14 protein-coding genes and 1 tRNA gene are annotated in these 17,162 nt (G+C 74.0%); 3 read left to right on the forward strand and 12 right to left on the reverse strand.

Features of this window, described 5'->3' with window-relative positions; all coding sequences use genetic code 11:
* Positions 1 to 22: 22 nt before the first annotated feature.
* The 9 genes from HCN08_RS05675 to HCN08_RS05715 form a co-directional block, all read right to left on the reverse strand.
* Positions 23 to 1,270, reverse strand: coding sequence for a pyridoxal phosphate-dependent aminotransferase (locus tag HCN08_RS05675; RefSeq protein WP_167981770.1), 1,248 nt, complete (start codon positions 1,268 to 1,270; stop codon positions 23 to 25).
* A complete protein-coding gene (locus tag HCN08_RS05680; RefSeq protein WP_167981771.1) occupies positions 1,267 to 2,637 on the reverse strand; it encodes an APC family permease in 1,371 nt (456 codons plus the stop codon). Before HCN08_RS05680 ends, HCN08_RS05675 begins: the two co-directional genes overlap by 4 nt.
* Complete coding sequence (locus tag HCN08_RS05685) at positions 2,627 to 4,150, reverse strand: FAD-binding oxidoreductase (RefSeq protein WP_167981772.1); 1,524 nt, start codon at positions 4,148 to 4,150, stop codon at positions 2,627 to 2,629. Before HCN08_RS05685 ends, HCN08_RS05680 begins: the two co-directional genes overlap by 11 nt.
* A 10-nt stretch (positions 4,151 to 4,160) precedes the next feature.
* Complete coding sequence (locus HCN08_RS05690; RefSeq protein WP_167981773.1) at positions 4,161 to 5,852, reverse strand: thiamine pyrophosphate-dependent enzyme; 1,692 nt, start codon at positions 5,850 to 5,852, stop codon at positions 4,161 to 4,163.
* A 3-nt stretch (positions 5,853 to 5,855) separates the two neighbouring features.
* The gene (locus HCN08_RS05695; protein ID WP_167981774.1) at positions 5,856 to 7,097 is read right to left on the reverse strand and encodes an ABC transporter substrate-binding protein; all 1,242 of its coding nucleotides are present in this window, start codon (positions 7,095 to 7,097) and stop codon (positions 5,856 to 5,858) included.
* A 92-nt stretch (positions 7,098 to 7,189) separates the two neighbouring features.
* Positions 7,190 to 8,332 carry a sulfotransferase family protein gene (locus HCN08_RS05700; RefSeq protein ID WP_167981775.1) on the reverse strand — a complete coding sequence of 381 codons (1,143 nt, stop codon included), beginning with the start codon at positions 8,330 to 8,332 and terminating at the stop codon, positions 7,190 to 7,192.
* Entirely contained in the window at positions 8,329 to 9,504 is a 1,176-nt protein-coding gene (locus HCN08_RS05705) for an NAD(P)-dependent oxidoreductase (protein WP_167981776.1), read from the reverse strand. Before HCN08_RS05705 ends, HCN08_RS05700 begins: the two co-directional genes overlap by 4 nt.
* A 1-nt stretch (position 9,505) precedes the next feature.
* Positions 9,506 to 10,651, reverse strand: coding sequence for a Glu/Leu/Phe/Val dehydrogenase dimerization domain-containing protein (locus HCN08_RS05710; RefSeq protein WP_322974251.1), 1,146 nt, complete (start codon positions 10,649 to 10,651; stop codon positions 9,506 to 9,508).
* A gap of 287 nt (positions 10,652 to 10,938) precedes the next feature.
* Positions 10,939 to 11,196, reverse strand: a complete 258-nt coding sequence (locus HCN08_RS05715) for a hypothetical protein (RefSeq protein WP_167981778.1) — start codon at positions 11,194 to 11,196, stop codon at positions 10,939 to 10,941.
* Between the two features lie 574 nt (positions 11,197 to 11,770).
* On the opposite strand from HCN08_RS05715, the gene HCN08_RS36420 reads away from it, so the two are divergent.
* Entirely contained in the window at positions 11,771 to 12,793 is a 1,023-nt protein-coding gene (locus HCN08_RS36420; RefSeq protein WP_167981779.1) for a helix-turn-helix transcriptional regulator, read from the forward strand.
* A 2-nt stretch (positions 12,794 to 12,795) separates the two neighbouring features.
* Here the strand turns inward: HCN08_RS36420 and HCN08_RS05725 are convergent, their stop codons facing one another.
* Positions 12,796 to 13,170, reverse strand: a complete 375-nt coding sequence (locus HCN08_RS05725; protein ID WP_167981780.1) for a VOC family protein — start codon at positions 13,168 to 13,170, stop codon at positions 12,796 to 12,798.
* Positions 13,171 to 13,460: 290 nt separating this feature from the next.
* Here HCN08_RS05725 and HCN08_RS05730 point away from each other — a divergent pair, with 290 nt between their 5' ends.
* The gene (locus HCN08_RS05730; RefSeq protein WP_167981781.1) at positions 13,461 to 13,613 is read left to right on the forward strand and encodes a hypothetical protein; all 153 of its coding nucleotides are present in this window, start codon (positions 13,461 to 13,463) and stop codon (positions 13,611 to 13,613) included.
* A 253-nt stretch (positions 13,614 to 13,866) separates the two neighbouring features.
* Here HCN08_RS05730 and HCN08_RS05735 read toward each other — a convergent pair.
* Positions 13,867 to 13,953 (reverse strand) — tRNA-Ser (locus HCN08_RS05735).
* A gap of 70 nt (positions 13,954 to 14,023) precedes the next feature.
* Positions 14,024 to 15,829 carry a S1C family serine protease gene (locus HCN08_RS05740; RefSeq protein ID WP_167981782.1) on the reverse strand — a complete coding sequence of 602 codons (1,806 nt, stop codon included), beginning with the start codon at positions 15,827 to 15,829 and terminating at the stop codon, positions 14,024 to 14,026.
* A gap of 156 nt (positions 15,830 to 15,985) precedes the next feature.
* Here HCN08_RS05740 and HCN08_RS05745 point away from each other — a divergent pair, with 156 nt between their 5' ends.
* Positions 15,986 to 16,966 (forward strand): glycerophosphodiester phosphodiesterase family protein, encoded by a 981-nt coding sequence (locus HCN08_RS05745; RefSeq protein WP_167981783.1) that lies wholly within the window; start codon positions 15,986 to 15,988, stop codon positions 16,964 to 16,966.
* Positions 16,967 to 17,162: the final 196 nt, after the last annotated feature.

A 17,162-nucleotide genomic window follows, 5' to 3' on the forward strand; every position in this document is an offset into this window, starting at 1 on the left:
CTCGACACGTCGTCCGGTGCGGTCAGTTCGCCGGTCGCCGGCCCGTACGGGCCAGGTGGCGCTCCAGGCGCGCCGCCGCCTCGCGCAGGGTGTCCTCGCGCTTGCACAGGGCGAAGCGCACCCGTGTGCGGGCGTCGCCGCCGGGTCCGGCGTAGAAGGCGGTGAGCGGCAGCGCGGCGACGCCGCCCTCGGTGATGGCCCGTTCGCACCACGCCTCGGCGTCCTCGCCGACGTCGCAGACGACGTAGAAGCCGCTCTCGGGCACCGGCGCGGGCAGCCCGGCGGCCGTCAGGCGCCGGCAGAAGTCGCCGACGACGCGGGCCAGTTCGGCGGACCGGGCCGCGACCAGTTCCGGGAAGCCGGGCGAGTCCAGCACGTGCGCGGCGGCCAGTTGCAGCGGTGTGGCGGGGCAGAAGGTCAGGAACTGGTGAACGGCCCTGATGCGGCGGGTCAGTTCGGGCCCGGCGACCGCCCAGCCGACCCGCCAGCCGGTCGCGGCCAGCGTCTTGGAGATCGAGGAGACCTTCACCCGCCGCTCCGGGTCCTCGACCAGTGACAGCACGCCCGGGTGCGGGGTGCCGTCGAGGGTGAGGTGCTCGTAGGTCTCGTCGGAGACGACGGTGAGGCCGTGCCGTGCGGCGAGGTCGGCGACCGCCTGCCATTCGGCCGGGTCGAAGGACCGGCCGAGCGGGTTCCAGGGCGAGTTGACGACGATGACCCGGGTCGCCGGGGTCACGGCCGCCGCGAGCAGCGCCGGTTCGATGCCGGCGCGCGGCCCCGGCGGGCGCACCCGGCGCACGGTGGCGCCGGTCGCGGCGACGACCGGGGCGTAGCTCTCGTACGCGGGCTCGACCAGGATCGCCTCGTCGCCGGGGCCGAGCAGCGCGAAGAGGGTGCAGTAGAGGGCCTCGGTCGCGCCCGCGGTCACGGTGACCTCGGTGTCCGGGTCGCATGCGACGCCCGCCCACCGCGTGGTGTGGGCGGCGAGCGCGGCCCGCAGCGCCGGGTGGCCGGAGCTGGGCGAATACTGGTGCTCGGGGCCGCCGCCGAGCGAGCCGAGCGCGTCGAGGAGGGCGGGCGCGGGGCCGTGGTCGAAGACGCCCTGGGCGAGGTTGATCGCCCCGTGCCGCGCGGCGGCGGCCGGGATGCGGACGAAGACGGACTCGGCGGCCGGCGCCGCGGGTGCGGCGGTGCTCATGGCGCTGGTGGCGCCCGTGGCGGTGGTCGCGGCGCTCGTGGCGGTGCTGGTGGCGCTCATGGCGGTGCTCATGTCGAGGACTCCCTTTCCGCGGCGGAGGGCACGGGCTGCGGTGCCTCGCCCGCCGGGCCGCCGGCCGCCCCGGCCCGCGCGCCGAACCGCCGCTGCCCGAACTGCACGCCGAGCGCCAGCAGCAGCACCACGACGCCGTAGAGCGACTGCCAGCGCGCCTGGACGAGGCTCACGGCCATGACGACCAGCAGCACCATGTTCAGCGCCGACCGGACGGTCAGGCCGCGCACGCGCGCGTACGAGACGATCGCGAGCACGTAGAGGATCATGAAGATGGCGCTCGCGGTCGCCGTCGCGTCCACGACGAGGCCGGGGAAGAGCACCAGCACGGTGAAGGTCACGGCGAAAAGGGCGACCAGCAGGGCCGCGGTGCCGCGGGAGACACCGCGGGCGCCGTCGGGGGCGGCGAAGCGGGACGGCAGCATGCCGTTGTGGGCGGCGTCGGAGACCAGGCCGGAGACGCCCCACACCCACGCGACCGCGTTGAGCAGCATCGCGCTGAAGGCGATGACGGTCACCGCCCACGTCACCAGCTTCTCCGGGTGCATGGTCGCGGCCAGTTGCAGCAGCCCGGTGACCTCGTCGACGTCGCCGCGCGGGATGCGGACGGCGATGGCGACCGTCAGCAGGATGGTGAACACCCCGTAGACGCTCAGCGCGATGGCGCTCACCGGCAGGAAGTCCTTTGCCGGGCGGCGGAATTCACGGCTGAGGAAGGTCAGGTTCTCGAAGCCGGCGAAGGCCCAGAAGGCCAGCAGCATGCCGGGCAGCACCACGGACAGGTGCCCGCTGTCGGGTGTGACGGTGTCCAGGTGGCCGCCGGCGGAGGGCAGCGCGGAGCCGAGCAGGATCGTCGCCATCGCCACCAGGCCCCACGTGACGACAGTTTGCAGCCGGCTGCTGGTGCGCACGCCCGCGAGGTTGGTGGCGAGCGCGGCGAGCAGCACGGCCGCGGCGACGGCGCTGGTGGCGGCGAGCCCGCCGTGGAAGGTGCGGGACACATAGCGGCCGGCGACGAAGGCGCCCGAGGGCAGGCCGACGATGACCAGCGCGATGAAGAGCACCGGCACCGCCCGGCCGAACAGCGGGCCGAGTCCCATCCGGATGAACGCCTCGATGCCGCGGCCGTCGGGGTTGGCGCGCACCATGTCGTCGAACATCAGCAGCATGGGTAAACACAGCAGGATGGAAAGCCCCCAGACGAGGAGGCTGTTGTCACCCGCCTTGGCGTAGGTGGCGGACGGCAGGAAGAGGATGCCGGAGCCGGCGATGGAGCCGATGGCGAGCGGCACGGCCTGCCAGCGGGTCAGTCCGCGGTGGGCTGCGGCGGGCCCGTTCTCGCTGGTGGCGGGGTTGTCAGCAGGCATCGGCATCATCTCCTGGCCAGGTCAGTACGCGTCCGCGGTTCAGGACGCCGCGCGGGTCGAAGGTCCGCTTCAGTGCCCGCATGATCTCGATCTCCTGGGGCGAGCGCGTGTAGTCGAGGTAATCGCGCTTTTCGAAGCCGATGCCATGTTCCGCCGAGATGGACCCGCCGTACGCCGACACCGCCCGGTAGACGATGTGTTCGACCTCGGCCTTGCGCTTGCGGGTGGCCTCGCCGGTGACCACGGCGAGGTGGACGTTGTCGTCGCCGAGGTGGCCGAAGACCAGCAGCCTCACCCGCGGCCAGACGGGGGTGAGTTCGGCCCGTATCGCGTCCAGGCAGTCGCTGAGCGCCTGCGCCGGGAGGCTCACGTCGAAGCCGAACAGCGGCTGCATGCGCAGCACTTCGGACGGCACGCGCTCGCGGGCCTGCCAGAAGGTGCGCAGGTCCGCGGCGTCGGTGGCGACCGCGGTGTCCAGCAGGACCTCCGACAGTCCGTCCAGGCAGTCCAGCAGCACCGCCTGGTCGGCGCTTGCGCGCGCCGACTCGCACTCCAGGAGGATGTAGAGCGGGTGCCCCTGCGGCAGCGGCAGCCGCACCCCAGTGCCGTCCAGTACGGCGTAGGCGTCGGCCCACATCACCTCGAAGGCGGTGAGCGCGCCCGGCAGCGCGGACCGTACCGCGGCCAGCAGCCGCAGCGCCGCGGGAATGTCGGCAACCGCGCAGAAGGCGCCGAGGCGGTCCGCGGCGGCCGGGCGCAGCGCGATCGTGGCCTCGGTGATGACGCCGAGGGTGCCCTCGCTGCCGATGAAGAGCTGCTTGAGGTCGTAGCCGGCGTTGTCCTTGACCAGCGGCGTCGACAGGTCCAGCAACGTGCCGTCGGTGCAGGCGACTTGGAGCGAGCGCACGTGCTGCCGGGTCATGCCGTGGCCGACGACGTTGACGCCGCCGGCGTTGGTGGCGACGCAACCGCCGATCGTCGCCGAGTCCTTGGAGGCGAGGTCGATCGGCACGGCCAGGCCGTGCCCGGCGGCGACCGCCTGGAGCACGGCCAGCGTGACGCCGGCCTGCGCCGTGACGGTCGCGGCGGCGGTGTCCACCGGGCCGACGGCGGTGAGGCGTTCGGTCGAGACGATGACCTCCTCGGCGCCCGGCACCCCGCCGGATACCAGGCCCGTCATGCCGCCCTGCACCACCATCGGCTGCCGGTGCTCATGGCAGTAGCGCAGCACCAGCGCGACCTCCTGCGCCGACCCGGGGCGTACGACCAGGCTCGCGACGCCCTCGCGGTCGCTGCCCCACAGGTCCTGGGTGTAGCGGGCGGGCAGGCCCGGGCCGGTCAGGACGTGCCGGTCGCCGACGATCGCGGCGAGGGCGGGGGCGTGGTCCAGGACGGCGGGGCGGGCGGGGGCGGCGTCGGGTGCGGCTGCGGCGGGGGCGTTCCCGGCGGCGGGGGCAGCTTCGGACGCGGCAACTGCGGCTTCAGGCGTGGTGGTTGCGGCGGAGGCGGGCACCGTGGGCTCCTCAAGCTCGGCGGGGCAGGTCGAAGTTGGCGTGGACGGCCTGGAGGCTGGTCCGTACGTGCAGCAGGTAGCCGCGGCGGGCGGCGAGCGCGCGGCGGAGCGCCGGCTCCACCTGGTGCGGCTCCTCGACGCGTTCGGCGGCCAGCCCGAAGGACCGCGCCCAGCCCACCAGGTCGGGGTTGACGAGGTCGGTGCCGCAGTCCCGGCCGGGGAAGGCGCGGTCCTGGTGGCCGCGGATGGTGCCGTACGAGCCGTTGTCGGCGACGACCACGACGGGCGCCCGGCCGGCGGCGCACCCGGTGGCGAGCTCGTTGCCGGTCATGAGCAGCCCGCCGTCCCCGACGACGGCGACGACCGTACGGTCCGGGTGGCGCAGTGCCGCGGCGACCGCGGCGGGCACGCCGAAGCCCATGGAGCCGCCCGCGAGGGCGAGTTGCCGCTGGCCGGCGCCGAGCGGGACATGGCGGTGGATCCAGCTGCTGAAGTTCCCGGCGTCGAGGGTGACGATCGCGTCGGGCGGGAGCCGGCGGCCGAGCGCGGCGGCGACGGCCGCGAAGTCCACGCCGTCGGGACGGGGTTGCGGCGCCGCCTGGGCGAGCGCGGTCTCCAGGGCCCGCCAGCCGCGCAGCCACTCGCGGCGGGCGGCCGGGGCTTCCGGCCAGTCCTGGCCCGCCAGTTCGGCCAGCACGGCGACCGGGTCCGCGGCCAACGGCTCACCGGGGCCGGCCGGTTCGGGGTGGACGGTGAGGACGCGCAGGCCGGGCGGCGGCGGTCCGGCCAGGTGCACGGTGTCGGCGCGGTCGCCGAGGACGACGAGCAGGTCCGCGCCGGCCAGCCGCTCGCGGGTCGCGCGCGGGGTGCCGAGGTGCAGGTGGCCGCCGTAGCAGGGCGCGGCGTTGTCGAGCAGGTCCTGCTGCTTGTTGCCCAGCAGCACCGGCAGCCCCGCGCCCTCGCCAAGCCGCGCGAGCAGCGCCCCGGGCCTTTCGGCGGGCCCGCCCGGGCCCCGCAGCAGCCGCCCGGCCAGCAGCACCGGCCGCTCCGCCGCGAGCAGTGCCTCGCGTACGGCGGCGGCGGTCCGCTGCCCGTTGCGGCGCCGCTCCGAGGCCGTGCAGGGCTCCGGGTCGGCCGCGGGCGCGGGCCCTGCGGGCTCCTCCCACACGTCCTCGGGGACGACCAGCACCACAGGGCCGGGCACCGCGGCCCGCAGCGCCCGCCGGCAGCGCTCCAGCGCCGCGGGCAGCCCGGCCGCGCCGGTGACGGTCACGACGGGCGCGAGGCCGCCGAGGAAGGCCGCGATGTCGGTGGCCTGGAAGCCGGTACGGGGGTCGGCGCCGCGCTCGGCGCCGCCGACGACGAGCAGCAGCGCCGTGGGGTCGGCCTGCGCCGCGTCGAGGGCGATGGCGGCGTTGGCGGCGCCAGGGGAGCGGTTGACGGCGAGCACGCCGGGCCGGCCGGTCAGCCGCGCGTCGGCCAGTGCGGCGAATCCGGCGCCGGCCTCGTGCCGTACGGTCACCAGCTCCAGGCCCGCCTCGCCGGCCCGGCCGAGCAGCGGCAGGAAGGCCTCGCCGGGCACGGTGAAGAGCCGGTCGCAGCCCAACTCGGCACGCAGGAAGCGCAGGACGGCGTGCGTGACGGTCCAGTCGGTGCCCTGCGGGCCGGCGTCGGGGGTGCGGGGTGCGGTCGCGGTCGCCATGGCTCACTCACCCGCCGGCTCGTAGGGACCGGTCACGGACTGCGGCGGCCAGACGACGACCGCCTCGTCCACGGTGTCGCCGAAGCGCCGGTAGTGCATGAGCACGATCTCCGGCGGCTGGTGGTGCGGCGCGGGCGCGCCGGACCACGGGAAGGACACCGGGCCGCGCCAGGTGTCGAACGTGCCCGACTCCAGGGCCTGGTGGAGTTCGGCCCGGCCGGTGCCGCCCGCCGCCGCGGCGGCCTGCGCGAGGATCGTGACGTCGGTGAAGGCGCCCAGCGCGTTGTCGGGCGGGAAGCTGCCGAACTCGCGCTGGTAGGTGTCCACGAACCAGCGGCCGATCGCCGTGAGCCCGGGCCAGCCGCCGCTGAAGCGGGTCGCCGGCCACACGACGCCGGCGCCCGCCTTGCCGGCCAGCCGCCAGTAGTCGTCGGCGCGCATCGGGAAGGGGAAGCACGCCATCATCGGCACGCCCGGCAGCAGTCCCGCGGTGATCGCGGCCTGCACGATGAGGTAGTTGGTGCGCACGACGCCGGCGTTGAGCAGCAGGTCCGGCCCGAAGTCCGCGACGGCGCCGAGCTGTTCGTCGAGGTCGGTGACGCCGTCCTGCGCGAAGTCGACGCGGAACTGCTCGGCCTCGGGCACGGTGGTGCGCAGCTCGGCGGCGAGGGTGTCGGCGAGCATCTGCCCGAAGACGGTGTCGGCGGCGACCAGCGCGATCCGCCGGAAGCCCTGCTCCTTGACGAAGCCGGCCATCAGCGGCGCCCGGTCGGCGATGGAGAAATACGTGCGGAAGACGTAACGCCGGTCGTCCGCCACGGTGTTGTGGCCGTTCTCGACGAAGAGCGGCAGGCCGATCTCCTCGGCCGCGGCGGCGACGGTGGGGGTGGTGCGCAGGTGCCACTGACCGACGACCGCCGAGACGCGGTCGACGAAGGCGAGCTTGGCCAGGCCGCCGACGGCGGAACGGGACATGTGCTCCTCGGTGGCGCCGCGCTGGTCGTTCTCCAGCACGAGCCGCACACCGGGCCCGATGCCGTGCTCGGCGGCGTAGCGGGCGCCCAACACGGCGCCGCGAACGGCCAGTTCACCGGCGGTCGGGTCGCCGGGCGGGGTGAGCGGGGTGAGGATGCCGACGGGAAGGGCCCCCGCGCCGGCGGTGCGGTTGTGGGCGGCGACGAGTGCGGCGGCACGTATGGCGTGGTCGTCGGCGGGTGCGGCGTCGCTGTGCGGGTTCGCAGGCACGGGGGTTCGGCTCCTTCGCGGGTGGGTGGGGCGTGACCGCCGGGGTCGGGGGCGTGGTCGGCGGGGGTCGCGGGCCCGGGCGCGGCCCGGGGTCAGACCCCGAAGCGGGCGCGGTAGGAGGCGGTGGCGCGCAGGATCGCGGCCTCGTCGAGGCCGAACTCGGCCGGCCCGTAGCGGTGTCCGCCGTGTGCGCGCTGGGAGTGGTTGCGCAGGTGGTCCTCGACGCCGGCGCGGAAGCTGTCGCTGAAGGGCAGCTCCAGGAAGGAGCACACCTCGCGCATCGCCTCGACCGGATCGGCCACGAGCTTGCGGTACGGCAGGTCCAGCACCGGCGCCCCGCCGAGCAAGTCGTCCCGCCCCTCGGCGAGTTCGCCGGACAGCCCGGTGATGCGGCCGGACCACAGCGCGCCGATCTCCTTGAGGTCCTGCTCCCCGCTGCGGGCGCCGCGCACCGTACGGCACAGGCTCGCGGTCGAGGCGACGACCTGGACCGGGTCGCGGTGCAGGTGGATGAAGCGGGCCTCCGGGTATACCTGCGCCAGGTCGCGCAGGAACCAGGTGTGGAAAGGGCACTTGAGCACCGGCGTCGGCACGCTGCCGTCGGCGCGGCGGTGCGCCCACATCAGCGTCTGGAGCTGCCGCCGGTGCCAGCGGTAGGGCTCGACGAGGCTCTGCCGGTGCAGCCAGTAGCCGTACGACGGGACGCGGTAGCGCATCTCCAGCACCATGCTGTGGAAGGTGTTGGCGAGCAGCCGGTGGCACTCGTCGGGCAGGTGCGCGTCGATGTAGTGGATGCCGGGCAGCGCCGGCGCCTTGGCGTAGTAGTCGGCGACGTAGTCCTCGGTCCAGCGGCGCAGCGCCCGGTGCTCCTGCGGGTGGATGCCGGTGTCGACCGGGTTGGCCAGCTCCCACAGCAGGGGGCTGTGCAACTCCTCGTGCCGGCCCAGCAGGTTGTGCAGCAGCGTCGAGCCGGTGCGCAGGAAGCCGATGACGAACACCGGCCGCCCGAGGTCGAGTCGGGCGAGCTTGGGGCGGTGGCGGCGGGCCTGCGCGGTGTCGCTGAGGATCTGCAGGCCGCGCTCGACCGAGCGCAGCACCGGCTCGACGTCGCCGGGGCGCAGCCGCGCCTCCGCGTCGAGCGCGGCGGTGAACCGGCGGACGCCTTCCTCGACGCCGGGCACGAGGTCGAAGGCGGGCGAACCGAGGTACACGTCGTAGGGCTGAACGGCCATCATTGCGCGGTCCTTTCGCCGGTCCTGGAGGTGCTGTCCGTGTCGTCGGTCGGTGCGGTGGCGCGGGGCTCCGGGTGCCAGAGGGTGATGTCGCGCGGCGAGCGCAGGGCACGCAGGTCGTGCAGGTTGGCGAGGAACGCCTGGGCCACCTGGGCGGGTTCGTCGGGAAAGGCGAAGGCCCGGTGCGGCGAGACGACCAGGCCGGGGACGTGCCACGCGGGGTCGTCCGCGGGCAGCGGCTCGGTGTCGTGCACGTCGAGGAACGCGCCGCGCAGCCGCCCGGCGCGCAGGGCCGCGTAAAGGGCACGGGTGTCGAGGGTCTCGGCGCGGCCGACGTTGACGACGGTGCCGTGCGGCGGCAGGGCGGCCAGCACGCGCTCGCCGGCGAGCAGCCGGGTGCCGGGCCCGCCGGGCAGGCACAGCACCAGGTGGTCGGCCGTGGCGGCGACCTCGGCGAGCCGGTCGGACGGCACGGTGCGGTCCGCGCCGGGCACGGGGCACGTCCGTCCGGGCCGGGTGACGGCGACGGTACGGGCGCCGAGCGCGGCCAGCCGGCGCAGCACCGCCCGGCCGATCCGCCCGGCGCCGACCACCGCGACCGTGCTGCCGCCCAGCATCAGCGCGTCGGAGCGGTACCAGGCGCCGCCGGAGCCGCGCCCGAGGTCGGGCAGCGCCTTGAGCAGGTGCAGCAGCCCGGCCACGGCGTACTCGGCCACCGCGTCCACCGGCACCCGGGCGGAGGTGGTGACGAGCACGCCGGGGGGCAGCCCGGCGGCGGCCAGGTGGTCGGTTCCGGTACCGGTGAGGTGCAGCCAGCGCAGCCGCGGGTAGCCGGCGAGGCTGCCGGGCGGGAACTGGTAGCCGACGACGACGTCGGCCGTACGGTACGGGTCGGCGGGGCCGGGGGCGCCCTCGCTGCCTGCGCCGTGGCCGTGGCTGCCGTCGCCGCGCGTACGGTCGCCGCCCGTACCCTCGCCGCAGGTGCCGTCGCCGTAGCTGCCGGCCTCGCCCGACTCCGGGCGGTGCGCGTCCGGTTCGCCGACGTGCAGCCGCACGCCGGGGGTGCCGTCGAGCTCGTCGTGCAGCACCTTGGCCATCTTGGTGTGGGCGATGAGGACGTCGAGGTCCCCCCACCCGCGCCGTACCGCCGACTCCTGAACGCCGGGGCGGGTCATGTCACCGGCCCGCCCGCCTGCGGTCGGCCAGCAGCTCGGGCACGGGGTCGCCGGTGCCGCCGCGGGCGATCTCCAGCACGTCGCGGCTGTTGCGCCGCACCCGCCGGTCGACCCAGTCGAAGAGCCAGGCCACGGTCTCCTTGTGCGGCATCTTCGGCAGCGCGCCGGTGAGCACGCAGCCGGTGACGGCCGCACCGCCGACGTTCGCCACGACGTCCGGCAGGACGATCGTGCCGGTCGCGCGCATGCGCTCCTTGGCCTGCGGGGTACAGCACAGGTTGCCGCCCTCGACGACGAGCGAGGCCCGTACGCGGTGGACGTTGTCGGCGCGGACGGCATCGCCGCCGGCGGCCAGCACCAGCACGTCCGCGTCGACGTCCAGCCACGCCTCGGGCTCGGCGGTCGCGGTCACGCAGGGCGGGAGCTTGGCGCGGTCGATGGTGCCGGCGGTGTCGGTGATCGCGAGCAGGTCGCGTACCGGCAGCCCCGCCGGATCGTGTACGGTCCCGGCGACGTCCGCGACCGCGACGACCCGGTGGCCGCGGGCCTCCAGCGTCTTGGCGACGGCGCGGCCGACGGTCCCGAAGCCCTGGATCGCGATCCGCCGCGGGGTGTTGGCGCCGCCGTACTCCAGCGCGGTGAGGGTGCCGGCGCTCACGCCGAAGCCGGTGATGTCGACCAGCGGGTGCCAGAAACTCGCCCAGTCGGTGGGCAGTTCGGACGCGCGCGGGTTGGCCGCGAGGTCGTAGCCGGCCTCGGCGAAGAACAGGTCGCGGTCGGCGTGCGTGGTGCCCTGGTCGCAGCCGAGGTAGATGCCGCCGTGCAGCAGCGGCGCCACCGCCCGCCCGAACGAGCGCAGCGCCCGCTCGCGGTGCCCGGGCACCGCCACGATGCCGGCCTTCGCGCCGCCGATCGGCAGCCCCACCAGGCCCAGCTTGACGGTCATCGCCCGGGCCAGCGCGCACACTTCGGCCTCGGTGACCGAGCCCGTCATACGCGTGCCGCCCATCGCCATGCCGTCGACCAGGGAGTCGACGACGACCCAGCCGTCCAACGCGTCGGACGGGGTCGCCACGGACGTACACAGCAGCGGCGGAGGCGCGTCGTCGCCCTCGACCGGCTTGCTCTCGAGCAGAGTTTCAGTCACGGTTCTCCCCATTCCTGCCGTCGCAGGCGTCGTTATGAAGCCATGAAGAGTCAGTCGGGTAATTCCATGGGGCCGGGCCATGGGGCCATCGGCCATCCGGCGATCCGGCCGTGCCCATGGCGGACATGGCGGGCCCGGAGAACATGGGATACGAAACGCGCCACTTCACTCGGAGCCACCGGGACGCTCTTTACGATCTTTTTCGGCGGCGTGGAATTTGCCGCCGGTAACAACCGGTGGGCCGTACCGCCGACTTGACCAAGGCGCCGCGCGCCCGGCCGAACCGGCTAACCGGAGTGGTGGTCGGCCATTCCGTCGCGGAACCAGCCGCGCAGCGCCGCGTCGGCCAGCACCGTGTCGACGATTCGCTCGACCTCGGCCGAGGACGAACTCCCCGGCGGCGTCAGGGCCAGCGTCACCGCCTCGGAGCAGTCCAGCAGCCGCGCCGACCAGGCGCCGGGCAGCAGCGCCACCAGCCGTACGGCAGCGGTCTCGGGTACGGCGTCGTCGCCGTTGCGGATACGTACGCGGTACGTGGTGGGCACGGGCGGACTCCCCTCATCGGCGGGCGGACAACATCGGCGCCCCCGCGGCAGGTTGGGGTCAGCCCCACGGGGTCATCCCCAGTCGTTCACGTTCCCCGTCATGACGACGGGGCTCTGGTCGGGCCCGTCCGCGGCAGTGGCGGGGGCGGCCGTCGCGGCGCCCGCGGCCACGAACGCCAGCGACATCGCGCCGACGATCGGACCAAGGGCGAGGCGGAGGATCCGGTTCTGCCGGGAGGGCCCGGTACAGGAACGAGCTGCGCGACACATGTCTGCTCCGTTTCATCGGGAATTCGTCGTTGCGGCCACCTCGTTGCACAAACCACTGTGCCGGTTCCCGAACCGCCGTTGGAGGGCATGCGCGTTCAGCTTCCTGCACGCCCGCGGGCAACTTGCTGCACGCGCGAAGAGCAACTTGGCGGGGGCCTGAGGAGCGACTTGGCGCACGCGCGAAGACCCACTGCGCTTGAAGTCGGCCGGCGGAATTCCGGAGGCAGTCTTGCCCGGAATGCGCGCGGGTCAATATCCTGCCTCCGCGGGGACACGAAGCCCGGACCAGGTCAAGGGGAATGTGGTGGCCCAAGCGGACCTGAGGTTCCTCGGAGTGGACCCGGACGACGAGGCCCTGTACCGACTGCTGCTGCGCCGCGGCGGGTTCGGCCACGCGGAGGTCTCCCGCCACCTCGCCCACGAGGCCCAGCAGGGCATCGAGCCGCAGGACGTCTACCGCCGGCTCACGTCCCTGGGCCTGGCGACCGAGACGCCCGGCGGCCTGCTCGCCCCGGTCTCCCCCGCGAAGGCCGTCGAGGGCCTGGTCGAGCGCCAAGTGGACCGATTACGCGCACAGTTGGAGGAGGAGGCGATCACCAGCGGCGTCGTCGACTCGCTGCTCGCCGAGCACGAGAAGTCACTGGCGGACGGCAGCCGGCCCGCGGACATCCAAAGCTCCGTGCAGCACATCGAGGGCATGGCGGCGGTGCGGGCCGTCATCGACGAACTGACCTTCTTCACCCGCACCGAGAGCCTGACGACCAGCCCCACCGGCGTCCTGAGCCAGGACACCATCGACCACGCGCGAGTCCTCGACACCCGCATCCTGCGCCGCGGCGTCCACATGCGCACCCTGCTCGCCTCACCCGCGCTCGACGACGCCACGACGATGAGCTACGCCCGCGAGCTCACCACCAAGGGCGCGCACGTCCGGATCTCCTACCAGCCCCTCGAACGCCTCATCATCTGCGACCGCACCGCCGCCCTCACCCCCATCGACCCCACCCACACATCCAAGGGCGCCATCCTCACCCGCGACCCGGGCCTGGTCGCCGCCCTCGTCTCGCTCTTCGAGCGCATGTGGCACACCGCCCACGACCTCCCCGTCTCCGAGGACGCCGACGCGACGTCCGCGGCCTTCGCCTCGACGATGGAACGCCAGATCCTCCAGTCGCTGTGCACGGCCGACAAGGACGAGACCGCGGCCCGCGAACTGGGCGTGGCGGTCCGCACCTACCGCAAGCACGTGGCGTCCGTGATGCAGCGCCTCGGCGCGTCCAACCGCTTCCAAGCAGCCCTCCTGGCCCGCGAACGCGGCTGGGTGTGACCTCAGTTCGCGGCGGCCCGCTCGGACTGGCTGCGCAGCACGCAGAATTCGTTGCCCTCGGGGTCGGCAAGCACGGCCCACCCCGTACCGTCGGGATTGCGCCGGTCGGCAAGGAAGCTCGCCCCGAGCGCGAGCAGCCGCTCGACCTCCTCGTCACGCGAGGTGTCCGGCCGCAGGCACAGATGCAGCCGGTTCTTCCCGGCCTTGCCCTCCGGCACCTGGTTGAAATACAAGGCTGGCCCTTCGGCCATCCCCACCCGCACCTCCCGGTCCCCCGCCTCCCCCTCCACGTCCCGCCCCACCACGGCACCCCAGAACCGCGCAAGCCCATACGCATCCGCGCAGTCAATGGCCACGTTCTCCACAACCGTTCCCATACCCCCCGACCCTCCCCGATCCGCCCTCCACACGCCACCGGCTTGCACCTTCAGGGCGTCTCGTCCCTACTGCCCGGTTCGGCCGACTCGACCCGCATCGTTCCGCTAGGGTCTGCCCCTACAGCGCCTGAGTGGCGCGGAATGCGGGGGTTGCCGTGAGTGTGCGCTTGTCGGGCGGCTTGGGCCCGCTCCGGGTGTCGGTGCCATTGACGCCGCGAAGGCGACGGCGGCGCCGGGGGCGTTCCTCGGGCGGCGGTGGCGGAGGCGCGATCGCCGCGCTCGGGACGCTGATGTGGTGGACGGTCCTCTACCTCGCGATCTGGCCCATGCGGCTGCTCTGCTGGGAACTTCCCAAGCTCGCCTGGCGCGGTTACCAGGCATGGCAGACCCGCCGCCCCACCGCTTCGGCCCCTCCGCCGCCCGTCACGCCGCCGACGAGCTGAAGAAGGACGGGCACCTGCCACTCTCGTCTCCGCCACAATCACCACCAAGGGGGAACCAGCTTGCGGACCCGAATAGTCGCAGTCATTTGAGCCGCCCTCGGCGCATGCGGCGGGGGCGGTGACCAGAAGGCCGGCCCCGACACCGCCAACGCACGGCCACCCGCGTCCGGGCCCGGCTGGGACGGTGGACGCACAGAGCGGGTGCCCCCAGGATGAGGGCACCCGCTCTGGCCTGCTCGATGCGTCAGCTGTGCGGAGGCTGTGGGATTTGAACCCACGGTGACATCGCTGCCACGACGGTTTTCAAGACCGTTCCCTTCGGCCGCTCGGGCAAGCCTCCCCGCAGGGCGCCCCGCGGGGTCGGCTCCGGGTGAGGGGAGCCGGGGGGTGGGGGCGCTGCGGGGGTCAGCCTACTGGGTGGAGTCGCCGGTGCGGGCGCCGAGGGTGACGGTGGTGGTGTGGGTCGTGCCGTCGCGGGTGTAGGTGACGGGGACGGTGTCCTTGGGCTGGTGCTGCCAGATCTCGCCGATCAGCGTCTCGTCGCTGTCGATGATCGTGTGGTCGAACTGGGTGATGACGTCGCCCGGCTTGAGGCCGGCCTTGTCGCCGGGGCCGCCGGGGGTGACGGAGCTGGAGTCCTGGCCGATCTTGGCGCCGTCGCCCTGGTACTGGCCGTCGAGGGTGACCTGGATGACGGGGTAGACGGGCTGGCCGGTCTTGATCAGCTCGTCGGCGACGCGCTTGGCCTGGTTGATCGGGATGGCGAAGCCGAGGCCGACGCTGCCGCCCTGGCTGCCGGGGGAGCTGGTGCCGCCGGGCTGGATCGCGGAGTTGATGCCGATGACCGCGCCATTGGCGTTGAGGAGGGGGCCGCCCGAGTTGCCGGGGTTGATGGACGCGTCGGTCTGGATCGCGCTCATGTACGACGCCTGCGAGCCCTGGCCGTCGCTGGAGGCGACCGGGCGGTGCACCGCGCTGACGATGCCCGTCGTCACCGTGCCGGACAGACCGAACGGTGCGCCGATCGCGATCGTCGCGTCGCCGACCGCCGCCTGGTCGGAGTTGCCGAGCGGCAGCGGCGAGAGGGTGACGCCCGAGGCGTTCTTGAGCTTGATCACCGCGACGTCGTAGCCCTGGGCGCGGCCGACGATCTCCGCGTCGTACGTCTTGCCGTTGGAGAACGTGACGGTGAGCTTGCCGCCGTCCGCCGCCGGGGCGACGACGTGGTTGTTGGTGAGGATGTGGCCCTGGGTGTCGTAGACGAAGCCGGTGCCGGTGCCGCTCTCCTGGCTGCCGCTGGCCTTGATCGTCACCACGCGCGGCAGCGCCTTGCTCGCGATGCCGGCGACCGACGTGGGCGCGCGGTTGAGGGCCTTCTGGCTGCCGCTGTCGGAGACCGTGGTGGACGACGAGGCGTTGTCGTTGTCGTTGTGCTCCGCCGCCCAGTAGCCGATCCCGCCGCCGACGCCGCCGGCGACCAGCGCCGCCACCAGCACCGCGGCGACCAGACCGCCGATGCCGCGGCGCTTGCGCCCGCCGTCCGGCGGTACGGGCACGGGCGCGCCCCACACCGGGCCTTCGGGGCCGCCGGGGCCGCCGTAACCGGGCTGCGTCTGCGGCGGCTGCCCGCCGGTCGCGTACGACGGGGTGGCCGGCACGGCGTACGGGTCCTGCGGCGGCTGCTGGGGCTGGCTCTGCGGCTGCGGGAGCTGCTGCTGCTCCTGGGGCTTCTCGTGCGGCTCCGAGCCGTACTCCGGGCCGTACGCCGCGTGCTGCCCGTACGCCTGCGGCTGCGCCGGCACGACCGGCGGGTGCGCGTCCTGCGCGGACTGCTGCGGCTGCGGCGGTACGGGCGCGGGCGCGGCGGCCGGCGCCGCGGGGGGCTCGTACGCGGGCGAGGGCACGGGGGAGGGTGAAGGTGCGGGCGCGGAAGCCTGCGCCGGGGCGTCGTACGGGCCGGGCGGCGGGCCCACGGGAGCCTGGTGCTGGTGCGCGAGCGCGGCCGGCGGCGGGCCGTACGGCGACGGCGGGCCCACCGGCGGCGGTGCCTGCGTCGGCAGGACCTCGGTGCGCGCCACGTCGTCGACGGGCGCCGGCGGTGCCGCCGGAGGAGCGGGGGCCTGTGCGGCCGAGGCACCGTCGGGCGCCGCACCTGCGGGCGCGGTCGCCGCCGACTCCGCAGCCGGGACGGATCCGGCTTCGTTCTCGGTGCTCACAGCGTTTCTCCTCGGGTCAAAACAGGGTGGTTAGCCGAACACAGCATTTCCCACGGCGTGTCGGACCGCCGTAAGCGGGAGCTGTGCATGTCAGCGACGCGTACGCAAGGGGGCCGGTTCGCGGGGGCTCCGCCGGGGCGGTGGCACCATGAACCGATGACACATGCGCACGCGGTCCCGGAGACGTACCCGCAGGGGCGCCCTGTCCAGGTCGTCGCCCATCGGGGTGCCTCCGAAGATGTACCAGAACATACGCTCGCCGCGTACCGGAAAGCCATCGAGGACGGCGCCGACGCCCTGGAGTGCGACATCCGGCTGACGGCGGACGGCGAGCTGGTGTGCGTGCACGACTGGCGGGTCAACCGGACGTCCAACGGCCGCGGGGCCGTCTCCTCGCTGGAACTGGCGGACCTGGCGGCGCTGGACTTCGGCTCCTGGAAGGGCCGGCAGTCCGACCCCGAGACGCCGGAGCGCTACGACCTCGACGAGCGCAGCCGGGTCCTGACCCTGCGGCGGCTGCTGGAGCTGGTCGTGGACACCGACCGCCGCGTGGAGCTGGCGATCGAGACGAAGCACCCGACGCGCTGGGCCGGACAGGTGGAGGAGCGGCTCATCGACCTGCTGCGCCACTTCGGCCTCGACCGGCCGGACCAACGAGACCAACGAGACCAACGAGACCAGCGGGACCGGTCCGGCCCGTCCCCCGTCGCGCCTACGGCCACGGCGCCGGAAGGGAGCCCCACGGCTTGGCCTATTGCCGCGGATACGCCGCCGGCCCCGCAATATGCCCCGTCCCAGGTCCGTGTGATGAGTTTCTCGTCACGTTCCCTGCGCCGCGTTCACCTCTCCGCGCCCGCGCTGCCCACCGTCTATCTGATGCAGTACGTGCTGCCGCGGCATCGTGACGGCCGGCTTCCCGCGGGCGTCCGGATCGCCGGTCCCGGCATGCGCATCATCCGCGCGAATCCCGGCTACGTGGCGCGTTTGCACCGGGCGGGAAACCAGGTCCATGTATGGACGGTGGACGACCCCGCCGATGTGGAACTGTGCGCCCGGCTGGGCGTCGACGCCCTCATCACCAACCGGCCCCGCCAGGTGATCGAGCAGCTCAGCGGCATCGAGGGCCTGCGCCGCTGACCGGCCGACGGCGGCGCCCGCCCGTTCCGGCTCCGCCTATTGCCGGCGATTCCGCCGCCCATTGCCACGTCTTTCGCCGGCGCCCCGCCACCGCGCCGGTTCACCGGCAAGCCCCCGCAATATCCCGCGTGAAACGCGGCAAGAGACGTCGGGCCTTCTCTCACGTTGCGGCAAATTGCGAGCGATACGGCGGAGG

Origin of the sequence: Actinacidiphila epipremni (genome assembly GCF_012034175.1) — a bacterium.
In the GTDB taxonomy this organism is placed as follows: domain Bacteria; phylum Actinomycetota; class Actinomycetes; order Streptomycetales; family Streptomycetaceae; genus Actinacidiphila; species Actinacidiphila epipremni.

What these genes read in the sequence shown, in the direction of transcription:
- HCN08_RS05675 (WP_167981770.1), bottom strand. Translation starts at nt 1,270, where the DNA reads ATGAGCACCGCCATGAGCGCCACCAGCACCGCCACGAGCGCCGCGACC.
- HCN08_RS05725 (WP_167981780.1), bottom strand. Translation starts at nt 13,170, where the DNA reads ATGGGAACGGTTGTGGAGAACGTGGCCATTGACTGCGCGGATGCGTAT.
- HCN08_RS05700 (WP_167981775.1), bottom strand. Translation starts at nt 8,332, where the DNA reads ATGATGGCCGTTCAGCCCTACGACGTGTACCTCGGTTCGCCCGCCTTC.
- HCN08_RS05690 (WP_167981773.1), bottom strand. Translation starts at nt 5,852, where the DNA reads ATGGCGACCGCGACCGCACCCCGCACCCCCGACGCCGGCCCGCAGGGC.
- HCN08_RS05705 (WP_167981776.1), bottom strand. Translation starts at nt 9,504, where the DNA reads ATGACCCGCCCCGGCGTTCAGGAGTCGGCGGTACGGCGCGGGTGGGGG.
- HCN08_RS05730 (WP_167981781.1), top strand. Translation starts at nt 13,461, where the DNA reads ATGTGGTGGACGGTCCTCTACCTCGCGATCTGGCCCATGCGGCTGCTC.
- HCN08_RS05745 (WP_167981783.1), top strand. Translation starts at nt 15,986, where the DNA reads ATGACACATGCGCACGCGGTCCCGGAGACGTACCCGCAGGGGCGCCCT.
- HCN08_RS05680 (WP_167981771.1), bottom strand. Translation starts at nt 2,637, where the DNA reads ATGCCTGCTGACAACCCCGCCACCAGCGAGAACGGGCCCGCCGCAGCC.